Annotated in this window: 19 protein-coding genes and 1 pseudogene; 6 read left to right on the forward strand and 14 right to left on the reverse strand. The window is 52.7% G+C overall.

The window, feature by feature from the left end; all coding sequences use genetic code 11:
• Positions 1-9: 9 nt before the first annotated feature.
• Positions 10-249 carry a FeoA family protein gene (locus B5F54_RS01485; protein ID WP_087229449.1) on the reverse strand — a complete coding sequence of 80 codons (240 nt, stop codon included), beginning with the start codon at positions 247-249 and terminating at the stop codon, positions 10-12.
• A 101-nt stretch (positions 250-350) separates the two neighbouring features.
• Between B5F54_RS01485 and B5F54_RS01490 the strand changes: the two genes are divergently transcribed.
• From B5F54_RS01490 to B5F54_RS01510, 5 genes are all read left to right on the forward strand, one after another.
• The gene (locus B5F54_RS01490; RefSeq protein WP_087229452.1) at positions 351-770 is read left to right on the forward strand and encodes a metal-dependent transcriptional regulator; all 420 of its coding nucleotides are present in this window, start codon (positions 351-353) and stop codon (positions 768-770) included.
• A 215-nt stretch (positions 771-985) separates the two neighbouring features.
• Positions 986-1597, forward strand: coding sequence for an HAD family hydrolase (locus B5F54_RS01495; protein ID WP_087229455.1), 612 nt, complete (start codon positions 986-988; stop codon positions 1595-1597).
• Positions 1598-1898: 301 nt separating this feature from the next.
• A complete protein-coding gene (locus tag B5F54_RS01500; RefSeq protein WP_087229458.1) occupies positions 1899-3368 on the forward strand; it encodes an MBOAT family O-acyltransferase in 1470 nt (489 codons plus the stop codon).
• A gap of 14 nt (positions 3369-3382) precedes the next feature.
• Complete coding sequence (locus tag B5F54_RS01505) at positions 3383-4741, forward strand: DHHW family protein (protein WP_087229461.1); 1359 nt, start codon at positions 3383-3385, stop codon at positions 4739-4741.
• 152 nt (positions 4742-4893) lie between these two features.
• Positions 4894-5625, forward strand: a complete 732-nt coding sequence (locus B5F54_RS01510; protein WP_172749495.1) for an SGNH/GDSL hydrolase family protein — start codon at positions 4894-4896, stop codon at positions 5623-5625.
• A gap of 193 nt (positions 5626-5818) precedes the next feature.
• On the opposite strand, the gene purD is transcribed toward B5F54_RS01510, so the two are convergent.
• From purD to B5F54_RS01575, 13 genes and pseudogenes are all read right to left on the reverse strand, one after another.
• Positions 5819-7087 (reverse strand): phosphoribosylamine--glycine ligase, encoded by a 1269-nt coding sequence (purD, locus tag B5F54_RS01515; protein WP_087229467.1) that lies wholly within the window; start codon positions 7085-7087, stop codon positions 5819-5821.
• A gap of 18 nt (positions 7088-7105) precedes the next feature.
• The gene (locus B5F54_RS01520) at positions 7106-8284 is read right to left on the reverse strand and encodes a phosphoribosylaminoimidazolecarboxamide formyltransferase (protein WP_087229470.1); all 1179 of its coding nucleotides are present in this window, start codon (positions 8282-8284) and stop codon (positions 7106-7108) included.
• 12 nt (positions 8285-8296) lie between these two features.
• Complete coding sequence (locus tag B5F54_RS01525) at positions 8297-9007, reverse strand: IMP cyclohydrolase (protein WP_087229473.1); 711 nt, start codon at positions 9005-9007, stop codon at positions 8297-8299.
• Positions 9008-9026: 19 nt separating this feature from the next.
• Complete coding sequence (purN, locus tag B5F54_RS01530) at positions 9027-9653, reverse strand: phosphoribosylglycinamide formyltransferase (protein WP_087229476.1); 627 nt, start codon at positions 9651-9653, stop codon at positions 9027-9029.
• On the reverse strand, positions 9647-10687 hold the full coding sequence (purM, locus tag B5F54_RS01535) for a phosphoribosylformylglycinamidine cyclo-ligase (RefSeq protein WP_087229480.1): 1041 nt from the start codon (positions 10685-10687) through the stop codon (positions 9647-9649). The genes purN and purM overlap by 7 nt, the downstream gene beginning before the upstream one ends.
• 36 nt (positions 10688-10723) lie before the next feature.
• Complete coding sequence (gene purE, locus B5F54_RS01540) at positions 10724-11227, reverse strand: 5-(carboxyamino)imidazole ribonucleotide mutase (RefSeq protein WP_087229483.1); 504 nt, start codon at positions 11225-11227, stop codon at positions 10724-10726.
• A gap of 366 nt (positions 11228-11593) precedes the next feature.
• A complete protein-coding gene (locus tag B5F54_RS01545) occupies positions 11594-12496 on the reverse strand; it encodes an SPFH domain-containing protein (RefSeq protein ID WP_087229486.1) in 903 nt (300 codons plus the stop codon).
• A gap of 39 nt (positions 12497-12535) precedes the next feature.
• Positions 12536-12988 (reverse strand): NfeD family protein, encoded by a 453-nt coding sequence (locus B5F54_RS01550; RefSeq protein WP_087229489.1) that lies wholly within the window; start codon positions 12986-12988, stop codon positions 12536-12538.
• A gap of 597 nt (positions 12989-13585) precedes the next feature.
• The gene (groL, locus tag B5F54_RS01555; RefSeq protein ID WP_087229492.1) at positions 13586-15214 is read right to left on the reverse strand and encodes a chaperonin GroEL; all 1629 of its coding nucleotides are present in this window, start codon (positions 15212-15214) and stop codon (positions 13586-13588) included.
• Positions 15215-15261: 47 nt separating this feature from the next.
• Positions 15262-15546 (reverse strand): co-chaperone GroES, encoded by a 285-nt coding sequence (locus B5F54_RS01560; protein ID WP_087229495.1) that lies wholly within the window; start codon positions 15544-15546, stop codon positions 15262-15264.
• A 401-nt stretch (positions 15547-15947) separates the two neighbouring features.
• Positions 15948-17078 (reverse strand): THUMP domain-containing class I SAM-dependent RNA methyltransferase, encoded by a 1131-nt coding sequence (locus tag B5F54_RS01565; protein ID WP_087229498.1) that lies wholly within the window; start codon positions 17076-17078, stop codon positions 15948-15950.
• Positions 17079-17293: 215 nt separating this feature from the next.
• A pseudogene (gene ftsH, locus B5F54_RS01570) lies at positions 17294-19111 on the reverse strand (ATP-dependent zinc metalloprotease FtsH).
• Complete coding sequence (locus B5F54_RS01575; protein WP_087229501.1) at positions 19108-19575, reverse strand: MarR family winged helix-turn-helix transcriptional regulator; 468 nt, start codon at positions 19573-19575, stop codon at positions 19108-19110. The pseudogene ftsH and the gene B5F54_RS01575 overlap by 4 nt, the downstream one beginning before the upstream one ends.
• Before the next feature lie 158 nt (positions 19576-19733).
• Between B5F54_RS01575 and B5F54_RS01580 the strand changes: the two genes are divergently transcribed.
• The gene (locus B5F54_RS01580; protein ID WP_172749497.1) at positions 19734-20984 is read left to right on the forward strand and encodes an AraC family transcriptional regulator; all 1251 of its coding nucleotides are present in this window, start codon (positions 19734-19736) and stop codon (positions 20982-20984) included.
• Positions 20985-20988: the final 4 nt, after the last annotated feature.

A 20988-nucleotide genomic window follows, 5' to 3' on the forward strand; every position in this document is an offset into this window, starting at 1 on the left:
GCAGCAAGCTCATCCATTGCTCGCTACCAAAATATTGGAAGAATCCTCCGACCGCAGCGCGATCAACGCGCCGCGAATCCGATAAGCCACAGGGTCTCCTGCAGGGCTTTTTTGAACGCACTCGACCTCAGTCCCTTCAATTAGGCCAATGTCCTGTAACCTTCTGCGCATACTTCCTCTGGACAGCAGCGATGCTACACGCGCACGCTCCCCCACCTGTAAATTGGCCAGGGAATCTATCTGAATCATAAGTGTATTCACCTCAAAATAAGTATTAGGATGTGGAAACTTTCTTTCCTGCTGCTAATATATGCGCTATGGAAGGATATGTTCCAGGGGGAGGTGTGGGCATGGATGTGCCGTCCAAATTCCATACGCAAAAGGGATACGAATTGGCCGAACAAAATAAGCTGACGGCCGCTATGGAAGATTATTTGGAGATGATTTGCCGGCTAAGCCGGGAAGAAGGATATACGCGCGTCCATCTTTTGGCCAAACATCTCAATGTCAAGCCGTCATCTGCATCCAAAATGGTGGATCATTTGAAAGAGTCCGGCCTTGTCCAGGCGGAGCGGTACGGATATATCCGTCCAACGCCGGAGGGAATCGCTCTGGGAGACTATCTCCTATACCGGCACAACCTGCTAAACCAGTTCCTTTGCTATATCAATCATTCGGACAACGAACTGGAACAAGTGGAGCGTATCGAGCATTTTATCGATGAACGGACCATCCGTAACATTGCCATTTTTTTGGAAAGCGCCCTGTAAATCAGATCATTCTTCGTTTTTTAAGCGGTTCATGCTATAATAACTTCACCGGGAATGGTTTTGGTCAATGGCTTGCTGTTCCCCTTCCTCGTCCGATGGGAGGGCATGGAACCATGGTCGATCGTTCAGGAGTCCTGTTTTGGATAAGGTTCTTTGGCCTTTGATATGTTATAATAGACTGGATGGGAAAATAAATTGCTAAGGAGGAAAGTGAAATGATTCGAAATATTGTTTTTGATATGGGAAATGTGTTGATTGACTACCAACCGATGAAATATACCCGGCGTTTTTTTCCGGACCCTTCTGAAGCTGCTCAAGTTTGTACGGAACTCTTTGGCGGCCCTGAATGGCCACTATTGGATCAAGGGACCATCGAACCGCAGGCTGCTCTCCGCCAGATCTGCGAACGGCTGCCAGCCTCCCTGCGTGCCCGTACAGAAGAGCTTTTTTGCCACTGGTTCGATCAACTGACCATCATCCCAGAGACCAACGCGCTCGGCAAACAAATGAAGGAAAACGGATACCGCCTATATATCCTCTCGAATGCCGCCTCCAGCTTTTATCAATACTGTTCCTGTATCCCAATCTTCCCGCTGTTGGACGGCTGTATCGTCTCCGCCGACGAAAAGTTGGTGAAACCTGACCCAGCCATTTTTCAACTTCTTTGTGAGCGCTATCATCTAATCCCAGAGGAATGTTTCTTCATTGACGACCGTCTCGAAAACATCGAAGCAGCAAGCAATTTGGGGATGGCGGTTCATCAATATCAAATGGATGCGGATGCTTTACAAAATGCGTTGCGCAAAGCTGGCGTATCTTTGAAATAGTCCATCGTTCCATGCGGCGGGGAAAATGAGCGGACCCGCCGCATTTTTGCTGCCTAAAATTCCCTCTTAAATGCACATACGAAAAAGTCCACAATTTCATAAATAGGATGCTGAAAAGATTTTATCGTCTGATTTTTGAAAATAGAGTTCTTGCTGCTGTTCTTCCGATGCAAACATGGTACAATAAGAAAAGGTTAAGAAGAGGCAGGGCTTATAAAAATTTTACGGGAAAAACTCGTCTTTTTCCCTTCCAAATCCATCTATACTATATCCCCCAATTTACATGAAAGAGTTGTGATTTATGGTCTTCTCCAATCTGTTTTTTTTATTTGTTTTTCTTCCCCTCAATTTGCTATTCTACTCCTTGGCAAAAACCATCCGCACGCGGAACATCATTATGCTCCTGTTTTCCCTATTCTTCTATGCATGGGGGGAACCCGTCTATGTATTCCTCTTAATTGGGATGGCCTTCGCCGATTGGTTCTTCGCCCGCTTAATCCAAATAGGTAGGGATCGAAGAAGTCCTGCTTTAGCCAGAGGCGCTTTGATCGGCTCCCTGGTGGTCAGCTTAGGGCTTCTCGGGGCCTTTAAATATACAGGCTTCCTTGCGGAAACACTCCATCAATTGACAGGGTTTCCCTCCGTCATCCCTCAAATTGCGTTGCCGATCGGCATATCATTCTACACATTCCAATTGATTTCCTATGTGGTCGACGTGTACCGCGGAGAAGTGAAAGCGCAAAAGAAATTTTGGCTGCTATTGATGTATGTCAGTTTGTTCCATCAATGTATTGCTGGGCCAATTGTCCGCTACCAGGATGTCAACCAGGAAATCCTCTCTCGAAGGGCGACAAAAGCGGAGATCAGCCGCGGAATCAGCCGGTTTTGCACCGGATTGGCAAAAAAAGCGCTCCTTGCCAATAGCTGCGGCGCCTTAGCCGATACCCTGATCCTCTCCGATGCAGTTGCCTCAAATGCTGCTTCTCTTGCGCAAAATCTGGCCACTATACAAGCGCGCCCTGTGCTCTCCCTCTGGCTGGGGGTCTTTGCCTTCATGCTTCAGATTTATCTCGATTTTTCCGCCTACTCCGACATGGCCATCGGCATGGGACTGATGATTGGATTCCATTATAAGGAAAACTTCGATTATCCATATCTCTCCCGTTCAGTCTCCGAATTCTGGCGCCGTTGGCATATCTCCCTTGGCTCCTTCTTCCGCGATTATGTCTACATCCCGCTGGGCGGCAACCGCCACGGTGTTCCCCGCACCATTGCCAACCTCTTTTTTGTCTGGTTCCTGACGGGATTGTGGCATGGCGCCAGCTGGAATTTTGTACTCTGGGGGCTTTATTTCTTCGTATTTATCGCAGCAGAACGTCTCTTCCTTGGGAGGATATTGGAACGTATCCCCGTCATATTTTCGCATCTTTACCTCTTGATTGTCGTGTTCTTTGGCTGGGCGATCTTCCGTTTCCGGCAACCGGTGTTACTGAACGCCGTATTGGGCGGCATGTTTGGCGCAAATGGGAACCCGCTGACCAATTTTGAATTCAACACCGTTTTCTTGAACTATGTATTCTTCCTGATTGCGGCGGTGATCGCCACCACCCCCTTGCTCAAGGCTTTGGGGGAGAGGTTCTCTTCCGGCGGCCTACGGACAGCTTATGCGTATAATGCACTGCAAATGTTTGTCCCTCCGCTTCTGCTTTTGCTCTCCACGGCCGCCTTAGTGGGCAACAGCTATAATCCATTCCTGTATTTCCAGTTTTAAGGGGAGGTATATTCATGAAAAAGAATCTTTCCTTCCACTCTAGGAAAATTTTGCTTTTTTTCCTATCCTTGGGCCTATTGACCGTGATCTCATGGATCATCCCCTTGCGCCCAACCTATTCGGAGTTCGAAAAGCGGGAACTGACCAAATTCCCCTCTTTTAGCCTCCAGGCGCTCTTCGACGGCAGCTACTTCGATCAAATCGACCTTTGGTTCTCCGATACTTTCCCTTTTCGCGATACATTCATCACCGGCAACAGCTATCTAAGACAGCTATACGGGCTTCATCCGGTACAGGTGAGCGGGGATGTGGAAGAGGGCGATGCCATTCCCTCCGCGCCTTCGCGGCCGTCTTCCTCCCCGGAATCCTCTTCCGCACCGGAAACGGCCGAGAGCACTTCTGCACCAGAGGAACCCTCTTCCGCACCGGATGTTTCTTCGGAAGCGCCGGCCCCAGAAAAAGATGTCACCGGGGAGGTCACGCAGAGCCTTGGAGCCGTGCTGATCGTTGGGGACAGCGGTTATGAATACTACAACTTTTCCAAAGATGTAGCCGATCAATATATCGGGATGCTCAACCATACCGCGCAAACCCTTGAGGGCACAGCACAAGTTTACGACATGGTCATCCCCACCAGCATGGACATCATGCTGCCGGATAGTTTCCGGCAGGGCCTCAATACCTCTTCACAAAAGGACGCCATTGCGTATATCAGCGGTTCCCTTACCCCTTCCATCAAGTCGGTACAGATCTACGATACGCTAAAGGCCCATTCGGATGAATATATCTATTTCCGCACAGACCATCACTGGACCGCGCTGGGGGCATATTACGCCTATCGGTCGTTTGCAGATGTAAAGGGAACCACACCGTTGGAGCTTTCTCAATGCGAGAAAAAGGAGTTTAGCGGGTTCCTGGGAGCGTTCTATTCCGATACCAATAAGAATCCCGCCTTGGCACAGAATCCGGATACCGTGATGGCCTACGTCCCCCCGGGGAATATCAAGATGCAGTATACCGACCGAAACGGCAACACATACAATTGGCCGTTGATCTCGGATGTGACCGACTGGGCAACCTCCACCAAATACAGCACCTTCATCGGCGGGGACAATCCTTATACCATCATCCAGAATTCCGACCTGACAGACGGTTCCTCCTGCCTGGTGATTAAAGAATCGTTTGGAAATGCCTTTATCCCCTTCCTAGCAGCCAACTACCAAACGGTCCATGTGATTGATTACCGCTATTGGAACGGCAACATCCAGGACTTTGTCAAAACAAACGGTGTGCAAGATGTCCTATTCTTGAACAACGTATCCGCTACCCGGAATTCTTCTCTGGTTGGAAAAATGGCCACCCTTACAAAATAATGGCCAGCATGTATATCCATTGATCGAGGAGTAAAAAATAAAAGCATCTCTAGAATTGCAAATAATATAAATAAGTTTATTTTCAATCACTTGACATTATCTAGATTATGATATATAGTATTAAAAACTAGATGATGTTTAGAGGTGCTTTTATGCCTAATAAGATCTGTGTATTTGGTGATTCGGTGGCAAAAGGTGTTGTCTTCGATCACGTCAAACAGAAATATAGCCTTCTTAAAAATGGTTTTGCCGATCAATTGGCTAATATCTTCTCGCTTTCTGTGACCAACTATGCAAAATTCGGATGTACGGTCACAAAGGGATTGGAACTTGTAAAGAAGCATCTGGACAAGATTCCGGACTATGACTATATCGTCTTAGAATTTGGCGGAAACGACTGTGATTTTGATTGGGCTGAGGTATCCAAAGCGCCAACTGCTCCCCAACGGAGCAAAACGCCATTGCACTCTTTCATTGGCACTTATCGCGAGATGATCCGGCTAATCCGTGAAAATGGCGGCGTACCTGTGTTGCTTTCCCTGCCCCCAATTGATGCGGAGCGGTATTTCCAGTGGATTACACAGGGGTTGGATTCTGACGCCATCCTGCGTTTTTTGGGCGATGAAGCGCATATTTACCGTTGGCACGAAATGTACAATATGGCGGTATATCGCGTTGCAAACGAAGAAAACGTCCCGCTGATCGACATCACCTCGGACTTTTTAGAGATGTGCCACTATCAATCCTGCTTCTGTGCGGATGGCATCCATCCTAACGAGAAAGGCCATGCCGCTATCACCAAGCAAATCGTCCAATTTGTGCAGGCATCCCCAGAAAAAGCGCTGGCACATTCCCCCTCCGCCCAGTCGTTGGCCTGTGGTTGACCCGATCTGGCCGAGGGGTAGGAATTTTCTATCTTGCTTTTTTCCTCCTACATTCTTAATAAATCGAAGCACTCCTAACAGGCGGTTACACAAACGGCCCGTTGGGAGTGCTTTATTTTCATAAGTTCTGTACTCTTATCCACAAAAGCGCCGCCTGTACAGATAAAAATCTGCACAGGCGGCGCTTGGTTCTTTATTTTACAATTTTTCCAATATCATGGCGATAATGTGCGCCATCAAAATGAATTTTCTCTACCGCAGCATAAGCTTTCTGGAGCGCTTCATCCAAGGTTGCTCCCCTTGCTGTGATGCCCAACACACGGCCGCCGTTTGTGTAAAATTTGCCATTTTCCAGCTTGGTGCCCGCATGATAGACCACCGCGCCATCGACCTGTCCATTCTCATCCAAACCGGTGATCTCCAACCCCTTCGGGTACGAGCCCGGGTATCCGCCCGAAGCCATCACCACGCAGGCTGCCGCCCCATCGTACCACTCGATGGGCTGCTCTTCCAAGCGCTCTTCGATGACCGCCTGCATCACATCCACCAGATCGGTCTTCATTCGCGGAAGCACCACCTGGGCCTCCGGGTCGCCAAAGCGGGAATTGTATTCGATCACCTTCGGGCCGTCCGGCGTCAGCATCAGGCCGAAATACAGGCATCCCTTGAAGGGACGGCCTTCCGCCTGCATCGCACGGATGGTCGGCAGGAAGATGGTCTCCATGCACGTCTGTGCCATCTCCTCCGTGTAGTGGGGGTTCGGGCTGATCGTTCCCATACCGCCTGTGTTCAGGCCCTGGTCGTTGTCTAAGGCACGCTTGTGGTCCTTGCTGGATACCATTGGCTTCACACATTTGCCGTCTGTAAACGCCAACACAGAGACCTCCGGGCCGGTGAGGAATTCTTCGACAACCACCTGGTTGCCAGATGCGCCGAACGCCTTGTCCTCCATGATCTTTTTGACAGCGTCCTTCGCCTCTTCCAGGTTCGCCGCAATCAGTACCCCCTTGCCCAGGGCAAGGCCGTCCGCCTTGACGACGATCGGAAACTGGTTGTTCTTCTCAATGTAAGCGACCGCCTCCTTGGGATCGCTGAACACCTCATACCGTGCAGTGGGAATGTGGTATTTCTTCATCAAATTTTTCGAAAAGACCTTGCTGCTCTCGATCTGAGCTGCTGCGGCATTCGGGCCAAAGGCCGGGATGCCCGCCGCCTCAAAGCGGTCCACCATGCCCGCTGCAAGTGGATCATCCGGTGCGACAAAGACCAAATCGATCTGGTTGTCCTTTGCAAAGGCGACCGCTCCATCCAAATCCATCGCGGAGATGCCCACACATTCGGCGTCCTTGGAAATGCCGCCATTGCCGGGCGCACAATAGATTTTGTCCACCTTCGGGCTTTCCTTTAATTTGCGGATAATCGCGTGCTCACGCCCGCCTCCGCCTATCACCAAAATCTTCATATCGAATCCTCCGATGCATCAATGGTGGAACAAACGCAAGCCGGTGAAGGCCATTGCAATGCCGTACTTATTGCAGGTCTCGATGACATTGTCGTCGCGGATCGAGCCACCCGGCTCTGCAATATACTGCACACCCGTCTTGTGGGCGCGTTCGATGTTGTCCCCGAACGGGAAGAACGCATCGGACCCCAAGGAAACGCCGGTCAGCGTATCCAGCCATGCGCGCTTTTCCTCCCGGGTCAGCGGCTCGGGCTTTTCCGCAAAGAGGTTCTCCCAAGTGCCGTCCGCCAGCACGTCCATGTATTCGTCGGAGATATAGACGTCGATGGTGTTGTCGCGGTCCGGACGGCGGATGCCCTCCTTAAATTTCAGGCCGAGCACCTTCGGATGCTGGCGCAGGAACCAGATATCCGCCTTATTGCCCGCCAAACGGGTGCAATGAATACGGGACTGCTGGCCAGCGCCCACGCCGATCACCTGGCCGCCCTTTGCGTAGCAGACGGAGTTGGACTGCGTGTATTTCAGCGCAATCAGGGAAATCAGCAGGTCGCGCTTTGCATCTTCAGGGATATTCTTGTTGTCCGTCACCACATTGGAGAGCATGGCTTCGTCGATTTTGACCTCATTGCGGCCCTGCTCAAACGTGACACCGTATACATCCTTGCACTCCACCGGGGCAGGCTTATAGTCCGGGTCGATCTTCACCACATTGTAGTTGCCCTTACGCTTCGTCTTGAGGATTTCCAGCGCTTCGTCGGTATAACCGGGGGCGATGATGCCGTCGGATACCTCGCGGGCCAACAGCGTCGCGGTTTCTTTGTCGCAGACGTCGGACAGCGCCGCCCAGTCGCCATAGGAGGACATGCGGTCTGCACCGCGTGCGCGTGCATAAGCGCTCGCAATCGGGGACAGTTCCAGGTCGTCCACAAAATAGATCTTCTTTTCCACATCGCTCAGCGGCAGGCCAACCGCCGCTCCCGCCGGGCTGACATGCTTAAAGGAAGCCGCTGCCGGAAGGCCGGTGGCCTCTTTCAGCTCCTTGACCAACTGCCAGCTATTGAACGCATCCAGGAAATTGATATAGCCGGGTTTGCCGTTGAGGACCTCGATCGGCAATTCGCCGCCGTCCTTCATAAAAATGCGGGACGGCTTCTGATTCGGGTTGCACCCATATTTCAACAAGAGTTCGTTTGCCATTTTATACTCCTCCTATTCCTGATTCTTGTTCACGATCCGGGTTTCTGTCTCCCCTGTTGCTAAATCGATGTAACGGGTAAACAGGGATACTTTATTATCTGCATTCAAAGCATTCCATACCATCGCGGTAAAGGCGTCGATGTCCCCTTCCAGCTTGACCTGGGTCGGCTCGCCCTCAAAAGATGGCAGCGGGTTTCCATCCCCCTCATAGGTATGGATGAAATGGCCCTCGCCAGCGCGCGGCGCATCGTAGTCAAAGAAATAGCGGCGGGTCGAGGATTCATCCCCATCCGCGCTCTTCAAAATGGAGAGCTTATAGCAATTCGTCTCCAGCTCCACCACGCCCGAAATGCGCGGGGTGAAGTTCGGGCCGTCCGGCTCAAATGTCCGCGTGCGCAGCGCGTCCTCAAAGCTCTTCCCCTGCTGCAAAAAGTCATAGATGGTGTCCGTCTGGTCGCCGTTCGTCACCACAGTCGTCTTTTCCAAAACGCGGACGGGCGAATAGATGATGAGGGACGGGTCCACCATTTTGCTTTCATCAAAGGCCTTTGTCTTAATCCCTGCTCCATCTTCCACAAAGACACGGTTGCGGCTGTTTTCGCTGCGGCCCATAATGAAATACGCGATCACTGCATGTTTGCCATCCGCGCTGCGGCCCAGCACAATGCCGCGCCCCGGATAGGAATTGGAGTACAGCTCCTCCGCCAAATTCTTCGTTACCATGTTCGTTCCGTCCTTTCCCTTAATCCAAGATCCTGGTCCTGCCGTTTTCCACAACAATCTTTCCTGCGCAGAACAGCTCGACCGCCCGCGGCAGGAGCTTCCACTCCGCCTGCTCCATGATCCGGCGTTGCAACGTTTCCGGCGTATCGTCCGGAAGCACCTCCACCGCCTTCTGCAAGATGATCGGGCCGCCGTCGCACACTTCATTCACGAAATGCACCGTCGCGCCGCTCACCTTGACGCCCTTTTCCAGGGCCGCTTCATGGACATGCAGCCCGTAGAATCCCGGCCCGCAGAAAGATGGGATCAGGGCCGGATGTACATTGATGATTTGATTCTCATATTGCCGGATGACCGTCTCGCTGATAATGGTCATAAAGCCCGCCAACACAACCAGCTGAATTTGAAATTCCTCCAACAAGGCAAGCAGGGCAGCGTCATAATCCGCCTGCTCTGCAAACCCTTTGCGCAGCAATACACGGGTGGGAATCCCCGCCTTCTTAGCGCGTTCCAGCGCAAAGGCGTCCGTTCGGCTGGAAATCACCAGCGAAATGGCACCATTTTGTATCTGCCCGGTCGCTTGGGCGTCAATCAGCGCCTGTAGGTTGGTGCCGCCCCCGGAAACCAGAACGGCGATGTTTAACATAGGACGACGCCCTCCTCACCGGGGACCACCTCGCCCATGACGAACGCATCGGTGCCAGCCTCTTTGAGGGCCGCCAACGCGGTATCCACCCGGTCCTTTGCCACGGCGATGCACATTCCCACGCCCATGTTGAAGGTGTTGTACATCTCGCGGGTGGGAATGGCGCCCGTCTTCTGCATCAGGTCAAAAATCGGGAGCTTCGGGATCGAAGCGGTATCGATCTTTGCCGTCAGGCCGTTTTTGAGCATGCGCGGGATATTCTCAAAGAACCCGCCGCCGGTGATGTGGGAAATCGCCTTGACCTCGCAGCGCTCCAGCAGCGCAAGCACCGGCTTCACATAGAGCTTCGTCGGGGTCAGCAGCGTCTCGCCGAGCGTCCCTCCCAGCTCCGGTACATAGAGCCGGACATTCTCTTCATCGATTGCAAAGAGCTTGCGCACAAGGGAAAAACCGTTGGAGTGTACGCCGGAGGAGGGAAGCCCGATCAAGGCATCTCCCGCCTCCAACTTCGATCCATCGACGATCTTTTCCCGGTCCACAATGCCCACGCAGAAGCCCGCCAGGTCGTATTCGTCCACCGGATAGAAGCCGGGCATTTCCGCGGTCTCGCCGCCGATCAACGCGCAGCCGGACTGCACGCAGCCCTCCGCCACGCCGGAGACGATCGCCGCCACCTTTTCCGGCACGTTCTTCCCCACAGCCACATAGTCCAGGAAAAACAGCGGCTTCGCGCCGCAGCAAACTACATCGTTCGCACACATGGCCACACAGTCGATGCCGACGGTGTCGTGCTTATCGAGCAGGAAGGCGATCTTGAGCTTCGTGCCCACGCCGTCCGTACCGCTCACGAGCACCGGCTCTTTCATCCCGCTGAGATTCGGCTGGAACAGCCCGCCAAAGCCGCCGATCCCGGAGACAACGCCGGGGATCTGCGTACGCGCCACATGGCTCTTCATCAATTCTACCGCTTTGTAGCCGGCGGTTACATCCACGCCCGCCTCTTTATACCGATCGCTATAGCTGTTTTTGTTCATACGTTACTCCTCTCCGGCAACGCCGGTCTCACAATATTAAAGTTCCGCCACTTTTTCCTGGATGGCGGCGTCTTTTTTCGCCACGCCGTCCGCCATCTGCTGCTTCATCTCCAGGAGCTTTGCCGCCAGCGTCTCATCCGAGAGGGCCAGCATCTGTGCAGCCAGAATCGCTGCATTGTCGGCGCCGTCGATTGCAACCGTCGCCACCGGGATTCCGCTGGGCATCTGTACGGTTGCCAAGAGTGCATCCAAACCGTCCAAGGTCGAGGACTTGATCGGGATGCCAATCACCGGAAGGGTGGTGTGGGCCGCCAGCACACCGCCCAGATGCGCCGCCTTGCCTGCTGCTGCGATAATTACACCAAAGCCGTTCTGCACCGCATTCTGTGCAAATTCCGCCGCCGCATGGGGCGTTCTGTGCGCGGACATCACGTGTACCTCCACCGGGATCTCCAGCGCTTTGAGGCGTTTGATTGCTGCGGAAACCGTGGGGAAGTCGCTGTCGCTGCCCATAATCACTGCCACTTTTTTGACTGCCATACTTTTACACGCTCCTGTTTCTTAAAAGTCTGAAGATTTCCATCCGCAGGAAGACATAAAAACAAGGCTGCGACGGCAAAACGACGCAGCCTATCTTTTTATGCAAAAATGGACATGGATACACCCATCCGGCGAATCACGAACGCCCCTTTGCGAACGGAAATCCTCTTCATTGCTATACCTCCGTCTCCTTTTCTGCCTCCGGCTTTTCCGGACGCCACGGCCGGCACGCAAAATTCTACATCTATTTTAGGATATTTTCCGTACAAAAGCAAGCTATTTCCAGGGAATTCGTGTTTTCGTCCAGTTCAGATGATGTTTCCAGCTTTTTCTCCTCCATTTTGTATATTCTGACGCAACGATGGGTTATTTTGCAAGGTTTGTATCATCCGACACAAACTCCTTGAGGGAGGTCGCCAAGCCCGCGAGCGATTGCAAATTGGATGGGATGATAATCTTGGTCGCCTTGCCGTCCGCCGCTTTCTCGAACGCCTCCAAGCTCTTGATCGCGATAACGCCCTCGCCCGGATTTGCCTCATTCAACATCTTAATGCTGTCAGCCAGGGCTTTCTGCACCGAGAGGATGGCCTCCGCCTCGCCCTGCGCCTCGCGGATCTTAGCCTCCTTCAACGCTTCCGCGTGCAGGATGGCAGACTCCTTTTCACCCTCTGCAATCAGGACTGCGCTGCGCTTTTGGCCTTCTGCTTCCAAGATCTTGGCGCGGCGCTCACGCTCGGCCTTCATCTGCTTTTCCATGGAATCCTGGATTTCCGCCGGCGGCAGGATATTCTTCAATTCCACGCGGTTGACTTTGATCCCCCAGGGATCGGTCGCCTCGTCCAATATCTGGCGAATCTGCGTATTGATGACATCGCGGGAGGTCAGCGTGTGGTCCAGCTCCAGATCGCCGATGATGTTGCGCAGGGTGGTCGCGCTCAGGTTTTCGATTGCGGAAATCGGGCTTTCCACACCGTATGCATAGAGCTTCGGGTCCGTGATCTGGAAATACACAACCGTATCAATCTGCATGGTCACGTTATCCTTGGTGATTACCGGCTGGGGCGGGAAATCGATCACCTGCTCCTTTAAAGAAACCTTTTTGGCAATCTTATCCAGGAACGGAATCTTGACATGCAGGCCGGTTTCCCAGGTCACATGGTACGCGCCCAGACGCTCCATGACATACGCATGGGCCTGCGGAACGATTTTGATATTGGCAATGATGATCACAATCAGCAGTAAAACAAGTATCGCAATTACATATGGCATAAACCATTCTCCTTTGTTCTTCTCTCGTTAAGTTCGTCGTTATTCGGTCTTCAGATAGTGATTCTCCGGTTCTACAATCAGTTTTACCCCTTCGATCGCTTTGATGACGACATTCTCTCCTTCCGGCAACACGGAGCCGTCGGCGGAACGCGCTGTCCAGACGCTGCCGAGCACGGTCACCTGGCCAATCCCTTCCGTGTTATCGATCCGCGCTGTGACAATGCCAGTTTTCCCTATGTAGCGTCCTGCATTTGTGTCCACCTTTTGAAAGTGCATCACCTTTTTGACCATGGGGCGGCTGATCAAGAGCGCCAAAGCCGTGACGCCGGCAAATACAGCCGTCTGTACCCAAAACGGCGCTCCGCACAGGCCAGCGATCAGCGCTCCTACACCGCCAATTGCCATCCAAACGGAAACCAACTGCACGGTACACGCCTCAACTACAACGGCGATGACGATGACCACAAGCCAAAAAATGGAACTTCCTCCCATTGTCGCACCTCCTTTCCGGTGATGTGCCTATCTTACCATACCCAGCCGATTTCCTCAAACCGCGGAAAAAGACAGGGAAGGCGGATTTCGGCCTCTTTTGAAAAGCTACTCCTTTCTCCTAGCCGGGACGTTCCAAAGGCAATTCAGGCTTCTTCAATCGTGAAAAAGGTCCATTTCCGAGCAATGCTTACAAATCTGTAACAAGTCTATGGGAAAATTTGGACAAGGTCGTGACGATCACCAAATGGATGGTTGGTACAAGGCGTATAGAACCAAGTGATCTTCCATCACCTCAAGACGCTGCCTTTTCGTTTGTTCCACCCCATTTTTGCCACCAGAAAGCAAGAAGATTGGAAACAACAGTATGCACTTCGTCAATCCAATTCACATTTGCCCTCCACTAAAAATTTGATTTGTGTTTCATTGTCCCTATCTTATCACAAGTCCAAGAGCGTGGAAACATGCTCTTTCTAGCCGGACTTCCCACCGTTTGGATAAACGGCGCCGCGGTCATAAATTTACATCTAAAATAATAAAGAAGCCCTGGGTTCCGCAAAAGTGAAACCCAGGGTCCAAAACTTCTTATTGCAATTTGGATTAATACATGCCGCCCATGCCCGCATCAGCCGGAGCAGCCGGCGGAACCGGCTCTTTCTTGTCCGCTACAAGGCTCTCGGTGGTGAGAACTGTCTGTGCGACGGAAGCTGCGTTCTGCAGTGCGGAACGGGTAACCTTCGTCGGGTCAACGATGCCAAAGGAGATCATGTCGCCATACTCGCCGGTCAATGCATTATAGCCATAGCCGACCTTGGACTCCTTCTTGAGGTTCTCCACGATGACAGATCCTTCGACGCCAGCGTTCGCCGCAATCTGACGAACCGGCTCCTCCAGCGCTTTCAGCACGATCTGCACGCCGGTCTTCTCGTCGCCCTCAACGCTCTCCAACAGCTTTGCAACCGCCGGAATCGTATCGATCAAAGCAACGCCGCCGCCTGCTACGATGCCTTCTTCCACAGCCGCCTTCGTTGCCGCCAAAGCGTCCTCGATGCGGAGCTTCTTCTCCTTCATCTCAATCTCTGTTGCAGCGCCTACGCGGATGACCGCTACGCCGCCTGCAAGCTTTGCCAAGCGCTCCTGCAGCTTCTCGCGGTCGAAATCAGACGTGGTGGTCTCGATCTGGCTGCGGATCTGATGGACTCTCGCCTTGATGTCGTCCGGGTTGCCAGCGCCGTCAACGATGATGGTGTTCTCTTTGTCCACCTTGACCTGGCGTGCACGGCCCAGCTGGGCAATCGTGGTGTCCTTCAGCTCCAAGCCAAGCTCGGAGGAGATCACCTGGCCGCCGGTCAGCACGGCGATATCCTGCAGCATTTCCTTGCGGCGGTCGCCAAAGCCCGGAGCCTTGACTGCAACGCAATTGAAGGTGCCGCGCAGTTTATTCAGGATCAGGGTTGTGAGCGCCTCGCCCTCAACATCCTCTGCAACGATCAGCAGCTTCTTGCCACCCTGTACGATCTGCTCGAGGAGCGGCAGGACTTCCTGGATGTTGGAGATCTTCTTATCGGTGATCAGGATGTAGGCGTCGTCCAGGACAGCCTCCATCTTGTCGGTATCGGTCGCCATGTAAGGGCTGATATAGCCGCGGTCAAACATCATACCTTCCACGACGTCGCAGTCCGTCAGAGCGGTCTTGCTCTCTTCCACGGTGATGACGCCGTCGGAAGTGACCTTCTCCATTGCGTCCGCAATCAGCTTGCCAACTTCTTCATTCGAAGCGGAAACCGTTGCAACACGGGCGATGTCGTCGGAGCAGGTAACCTTCTTGGAATGCTCGCGAAGAGCATCCACAGCTGTGTCTACAGCGTCCTGTACGCCCTTGCGCAGCACCATCGGGTTTGCGCCAGCTGCGACATTCTTCATGCCTTCGCGGATCAAAGCCTGTGCCAGCAGCGTTGCGGTCGTGGTGCCGTCGCCAGCGACGTCGTTCGTCTTGGTGGCAACTTCCTTCACGAGCTGTGCGCCCATATTCTCGAATGCGTCGTCCAGCTCAATTTCCTTTGCGATGGTCACGCCGTCGTTCGTGATGAGCGGAGCCCCGAACTTCTTATCCAACACAACGTTGCGGCCCTTAGGTCCCAACGTAATCTTCACGGTATCTGCGAGCTGATTGATGCCGCTCAGCAGAGCTTTTCTTGCTTCTTCGCCATAGATGATCTGCTTTGCCATAGTCTATTCCTCCAAATATGATACTATAAATTCTCTTAAATACTTATTTATTCAACCACTGCCAGGATGTCGCTCTGACGGACGATGGTGTATTCCTCTCCGTCCATCTTGACGTTCGTACCAGCATACTGGCTGGTGATGACACGATCGCCCACTTTGACATTCATAACGACTTCCTTGCCGTCTACCATACCGCCGGGGCCCACTGCGATGACGTCCGCAACCTGCGGCTTCTCCTTCGCGGAACCTGCCAGGATGATGCCGCTCTTTGTGGTCTCTTCTGCTTCTTCCATCTTAATCAGAACTCTGTCTGCCAACGGTTTGATTGTCATTTAAATTTCCTCCTTCAGAAATAGATCCTACAAAATCCATGCATACCCTTTCAAACTGCTCGACGCTTTGACCGCGCCGCTTGAAACGATATGTTCTTAGCACTCACTATCTCTGAGTGCTAAGACTATTTTAGCCACTTACGCAGGAAAAATCAAGGGGTTTTTCCCGAAAAAATGCAATTTCATAAATTATTTACAATTCACCCAGAAATATGCAAAGCAGGGCCGGATTTCCAAGGGGAGTCCACAAAATATGGCGGGTTCAAGCCATTGCTCCTACAACCGGCCACATGCGCTATAAAAGCCTTTCCGCACACTCTCCCTGAAATTTCCAGCCCTCTTCTTGCATTTCTGCTTCGGCAACCAGCCGCTTTTGCCGTAGCGGACTGGCTGTCCATCTGCTAAATCCCGCTTTTATAATACATATAAAACTGACACTTAATCATGCCGTTGTAAAGCTTTCTGCGGCGGTCCGCCTTGCGGCCGTAGCACTCCTCAAAGGTCTCATCGGGGCTGATGATGTTATAGCTCCATTTTTTCTTGGGGGTAAACACCTTCCCCATCGTCCGATAGAGCTCTTCCGCGGCGCGGATATCCAGCAGGCGCTCACCATACGGCGGGTTGCAAATGACGTCGCCGCGTTCGCCCAGTGGTTGGAAATCCGCCACATCCCGCTTCTCCGCATGGATGCAGGAGATCACACCGGCCTTGCGCGCGTTTTCCAGCGTCAGGTTCACCGCAGCCCCGTCGATGTCGTATCCATACCCGGCAAAGGAAGCATCCCGGCACACCAGGTCCCGCGCACGCGCCCGTTCTTGCTGCCAGACTGCGGACGGGATATTCTTCCAGCGTTCCGCTGTAAACGAACGTTGCAGCCCCGGGGCGATGTTTTTGGCGTAAAGCGCGGATTCCACCAAAATGGTGCCGGAGCCACAGAATGGGTCGATCACAATTCCATCCCGGCGGACGCGCGAAAGATACGCCATCGCCGCCGCCAAGGTTTCCTTGATCGGCGCCTCTGTGGAATTGGCCCGGTAACCGCGCTTGTGCAGGCCCGCCCCGGAGGTATCCAGCATGACGCTGACGTGGTCCTTCATGATGAGGAATTGAATCTGATGCAGAGTCCCGGTCTCTTCAAACCAATTTAGATGGTATTTGCCCTTCAGGCGCTCCACGACGGCTTTTTTGATGATGGATTGGCAATCTGGGACGCTGGCTAATTTGGAATTCAGGGAGCGCCCCTTGACGGGAAACGCATCCTCTTTTTCGATCCACTGTTCCCAAGGCAGGGCCTTTACCCCCTGGAAGAGCTCTTCAAAACTGCGCGCCTCGAAGCTCCCCAGTTCAATCAGAACGCGCTCCCCATACCGTGAGCCGAGGTTGGCGCGCGCGAGCATCGACGCATCTCCGGTAAAAAACACACGGCCGTTCTGCGGTTCCACATTTTGCGCTTCCATGGCGCGCAATTCATCCCCCACCAGTCCTTCGATCCCCAACAGGCACGGGATTACCATTTTCCACTGTTCAGCCATAGATACACTCCTATTTCCCGGGAAACACCCGTTTTCGATTTGATTCGCATCCGCCTAAAAAGGCGGCCCACACCGCATCCAAACGCCGTTGCCCCTTTCCGGCAAGCGCCCATGCGGAATGGATTGATTATACCATAGGCCCTCTACAAAAGCAAAACCCATCCGGAAAAGCAGCAGCGGCCGGGCATAAACACCTGTGCCCGGCCGCTGTCCCATTATTTCTTTAGGATCTCCATGAATTCCTCGCCCGTGATGGTCTCCCTCTCCAACAGATAGTGCGCCAACTCATGCAGCTTCTCCATATTCTCCTTCAAAATCGCAATCGCCTTTTCGTGCGCAGAACGGATCAGCTCCAAAACCTCCTCGTCGATCTTAGCCGCGGTCTCCGGCGAGCAGGTCAAGGAGGCGTCCCCGCCCAAGTATTGATTGCTGACCGTCTCCAAGGCCATCATGTCAAAGGTCTTGCTCATGCCCAACCGGGTCACCATGGAGCGCGCAAGCTTAGTCGCCTGCTCGATGTCGTTGGATGCCCCGGAGGTAAACGAGCCAAAGATCAGTTCTTCCGCTGCACGGCCGCCGGTCAGCGTGGCGATCTTGTTGTACGCCTCTTCGCGGGACATCAGCACCCGCTCGCCCTCTTCCACCTGCATGGTATAGCCCAGGGCTCCGGATGTACGCGGGACAATGGTAATTTTATGGACGGGCGCCGAGTCGCTCTGCATCGCGGCAACAAGCGCATGTCCAATTTCATGATAAGCGACGATCTCTTTTTCCTTTGCGGAGATCACCGCGCTCTTGCGCTGGTAACCGGCGATGACAACCTCCACGCTCTCTTCCAAGTCCGCCTGCGTCACGCTGAAATGGCCGCAGCGTACCGCGCGCAAGGCCGCCTCATTGATGATGTTCGCCAACTCCGCGCCGGAAGCGCCTGCGGTCGCGCGGGCGATAGCGTTGTAGTCGATGTCGGGTGCCACTTTGATCTTTTTGGCGTGAACCTTCAAAATAGCCTCGCGCCCCGCCAGGTCCGGCAGTTCCACCGGGATACGCCGGTCAAAACGGCCCGGGCGCAGAAGCGCTTTGTCCAAGGAATCCGGGCGGTTGGTCGCGGCCAGGATTACAACGCCCTTTTTCCCGTCAAAGCCGTCCATCTCCGTAAGCAACTGGTTGAGGGTCTGCTCCCGTTCGTCGTTGCCGCCCATGCCGCCCTCGCGCTTTTTTCCGATGGTGTCGATCTCATCGATAAACACAATGCAAGGGGCCTTCTCCTGGGCCTGCTTAAAGAGGTCGCGGACTTTGGCTGCCCCCATACCGACAAACATCTCTACAAACTCCGAACCGGAGATGGAGAAAAACGGCACCTTTGCTTCCCCAGCGACCGCCTGCGCAAGCAATGTCTTACCGGTTCCCGGAGGGCCCACCAGCAAAGCGCCCTTCGGAAGAGAAGCGCCGATCTCTGCATATTTCGATGGATTGTGCAAGAAATCCACAATCTCCGAAAGGGCTTCCTTCGCCTCGTCCTGCCCGGCAACATCGTCAAAGGTCTTGCCCGTTTGCGCCTCCACATAGATCTTGGCGTTGCTCTTGCCAAAGGTCATGGCGTTGGGGCCGCCCATCTTTTTCTGCATATAGCGGGTGAGCAGCTGCCCCAAAATAAGAAACATCAAAATGGGGAATACCCAGGAGAGAATAAACGTAAGAAGCGGCGACTCTTCTTTCGGGATTTCCTTTCCATATTGAACATCCGCTTCATCCAGGCGGCTGCTCAGCGTATCGCTGTCCTCCATTTTGCCGGTGACGAATACGGCTTCTTTTCCATTTTCGTCCTGCCCGATAAAAGCAATTTTATCCTCCTGGTCTTCCACCTAGGTGATCTTACCCGCCTCTAGTTGGGCCAGGAATGCGTCATAAGAAACCTCGGTTACCCGTGTGCCAAATATACTGGGGAATATCAGTGCATTTAATAAAAGAAGCACCACGAGCGCAATTACATAATAATAGATCAATGATTTTTTCGGTGATTTCTGTTCTTTCATTCGACTGTTCCTTTCTGATGATTTTCCAACATGTCGCGCAGTAGCGCATCGATCTCACGCAAATTTTCGGCAACTTGCTCCATCCGTTCCCGTCCAAGCCTCTCTAAGCAGGAGGCATATTTTTCTTCTGCAAGGCGGTCAATCGCCCGGACAGTGTCCCTCCCCTTCTCAGATAAGGCGATTTTGACCATACGTTCATCCTGTAAATCCCGGACCCGAAGAAGGAAGCCTTCTTGCTCTAAACGTTTGCACATGGAGGACATATTTCCGCTGGTCATCCCCAATGTGCGCCCAAGCTGGCCGATTGTGGGGGAATCCTCCGCGGACCAAAGCTCCATAAGAATCCGCATCTGCATGTGTGTCAGGCCATATTGTTCGCTAATCGGGCGGAACATCCCATCCATACATTCGGAAATCCGGCGCGTCATATCCCAAACCACATTTTTGAATTCGATGACCTCCATATCACACCTCCGTTGGCAATAATTTGTTCAAATAGTTTTCATGTATATATAATATATTGAATAGAGTGTTTATAGTATAATATTTTTGAAATAAAAACATGTTACCGGTTTTTGAACTTTTCCTAACGCTTTTGCTAACCGATGAATGGAGAGAACCTATGAAATTTGATAACGATTGGGAACGCATCCGCGAATTCAGCAAATTGCTCTATGAAGTATCACAAATTCCCATTCAAATTGCTGATATCCATGGGGCCACGCGCCTTTTCTTTCCCTCTCTCCCAGAATTTCAGGAGATCGGCCTCCCGCGCTCCATTTCTGAATCCCTTATTGCACGCGCGAAACAAGGCCCGGTCCTACAGACATACCATTCGGTCTTATTGTGTGCCTGCATCTCCTTTTCTATGGATGAACAATCCCTTTTTTTGATTTTGGGACCAGCGCTTTTGGAGGAGATCTCTCCGGGCAGCATCCGTGACCTGACTTCGCTTTATCCCTGTAAGGATACGCATAAGCTCTACACTCTTGCCAAACAGCTCCCTGTTTACAACACGGTACAGTTTATCCGCTATGTGCAGATGTTCCATCTGACAATTTTCGGGGAAAGTATCGGCATCTCGGATTTTTTTATCGCCCAACAGCAGCAGATCCCCCAGGACGCAATCAACCGCGCCTTGGAATCCAGCTACTTTTCCCAGCGGGAATTGACCAATATGCCAGTCCCATTTGCGCTCGAGCAAATGTTTACAAAATGCGTCCAGACCGGTAATACCGCTGAACTAAAACGCTTATTGGATACCTACCTCTCAGGAACCGCCGGCACACTCTCTTCCACTCCCTTGCGGCAAAGCAAGGATACCTCCATTGCGATTGCCGCCGTAATTTCACGCGCCGCAATCGCCGGGGGACTGAGCGCCGAATCTGCATGCCGCCTCAGCGATGTATATGTGCAGCAGATGGAAACCTGCGGGGAGGTAAAGGATGTCTACATGTTGTGCGCACGCATGGTATTCGACCTGACCGAACGGGTGGCTAATGTCCAGCGGCAGACAGCGTATTCCTTTCCCATCACTCAGTGCATTCAATTTATCACCGATCATTTGCACGAGGAGCTTTCCCTTTCGATCCTTGCAGACCAGGTGCAGCTGAGCCCCCGGTATCTCTCGCGCCGCTTTAAACAGGAGACGGGGACGACCATTACCTCTTACATCCAGCAGGCACGTGTGCGCGAAGCGCAGAATCTCCTCCTCCTATCCGACGAGAGCTTTTTGGAGATCAGTAACTTTTTACATTTCATCTCCCAAAGCTATTTCATACAAATTTTCAAACGGTATACAGGGATGACCCCGCAGCAGTATCGCAAACGAGGCCAAAAGCTCTCCAAAGCAAAGCGCCCCGGCGAACACTGAACAA

The sequence above is a fragment of the Anaeromassilibacillus sp. An250 genome, from assembly GCF_002159845.1.
Classification (GTDB): Bacteria; Bacillota; Clostridia; order Oscillospirales; family Acutalibacteraceae; genus Anaeromassilibacillus; species Anaeromassilibacillus stercoravium.

What these genes read in the sequence shown, in the direction of transcription:
- B5F54_RS01485 (WP_087229449.1), bottom strand. Translation starts at nt 249, where the DNA reads ATGATTCAGATAGATTCCCTGGCCAATTTACAGGTGGGGGAGCGTGCG.
- B5F54_RS01490 (WP_087229452.1), top strand. Translation starts at nt 351, where the DNA reads ATGGATGTGCCGTCCAAATTCCATACGCAAAAGGGATACGAATTGGCC.
- B5F54_RS01495 (WP_087229455.1), top strand. Translation starts at nt 986, where the DNA reads ATGATTCGAAATATTGTTTTTGATATGGGAAATGTGTTGATTGACTAC.
- B5F54_RS01500 (WP_087229458.1), top strand. Translation starts at nt 1,899, where the DNA reads ATGGTCTTCTCCAATCTGTTTTTTTTATTTGTTTTTCTTCCCCTCAAT.
- B5F54_RS01505 (WP_087229461.1), top strand. Translation starts at nt 3,383, where the DNA reads ATGAAAAAGAATCTTTCCTTCCACTCTAGGAAAATTTTGCTTTTTTTC.
- B5F54_RS01510 (WP_172749495.1), top strand. Translation starts at nt 4,894, where the DNA reads ATGCCTAATAAGATCTGTGTATTTGGTGATTCGGTGGCAAAAGGTGTT.
- purD (WP_087229467.1), bottom strand. Translation starts at nt 7,087, where the DNA reads ATGAAGATTTTGGTGATAGGCGGAGGCGGGCGTGAGCACGCGATTATC.
- B5F54_RS01520 (WP_087229470.1), bottom strand. Translation starts at nt 8,284, where the DNA reads ATGGCAAACGAACTCTTGTTGAAATATGGGTGCAACCCGAATCAGAAG.
- B5F54_RS01525 (WP_087229473.1), bottom strand. Translation starts at nt 9,007, where the DNA reads ATGGTAACGAAGAATTTGGCGGAGGAGCTGTACTCCAATTCCTATCCG.
- purN (WP_087229476.1), bottom strand. Translation starts at nt 9,653, where the DNA reads ATGTTAAACATCGCCGTTCTGGTTTCCGGGGGCGGCACCAACCTACAG.
- purM (WP_087229480.1), bottom strand. Translation starts at nt 10,687, where the DNA reads ATGAACAAAAACAGCTATAGCGATCGGTATAAAGAGGCGGGCGTGGAT.
- purE (WP_087229483.1), bottom strand. Translation starts at nt 11,227, where the DNA reads ATGGCAGTCAAAAAAGTGGCAGTGATTATGGGCAGCGACAGCGACTTC.
- B5F54_RS01545 (WP_087229486.1), bottom strand. Translation starts at nt 12,496, where the DNA reads ATGCCATATGTAATTGCGATACTTGTTTTACTGCTGATTGTGATCATC.
- B5F54_RS01550 (WP_087229489.1), bottom strand. Translation starts at nt 12,988, where the DNA reads ATGGGAGGAAGTTCCATTTTTTGGCTTGTGGTCATCGTCATCGCCGTT.
- groL (WP_087229492.1), bottom strand. Translation starts at nt 15,214, where the DNA reads ATGGCAAAGCAGATCATCTATGGCGAAGAAGCAAGAAAAGCTCTGCTG.
- B5F54_RS01560 (WP_087229495.1), bottom strand. Translation starts at nt 15,546, where the DNA reads ATGACAATCAAACCGTTGGCAGACAGAGTTCTGATTAAGATGGAAGAA.
- B5F54_RS01565 (WP_087229498.1), bottom strand. Translation starts at nt 17,078, where the DNA reads ATGGCTGAACAGTGGAAAATGGTAATCCCGTGCCTGTTGGGGATCGAA.
- B5F54_RS01575 (WP_087229501.1), bottom strand. Translation starts at nt 19,575, where the DNA reads ATGGAGGTCATCGAATTCAAAAATGTGGTTTGGGATATGACGCGCCGG.
- B5F54_RS01580 (WP_172749497.1), top strand. Translation starts at nt 19,734, where the DNA reads ATGAAATTTGATAACGATTGGGAACGCATCCGCGAATTCAGCAAATTG.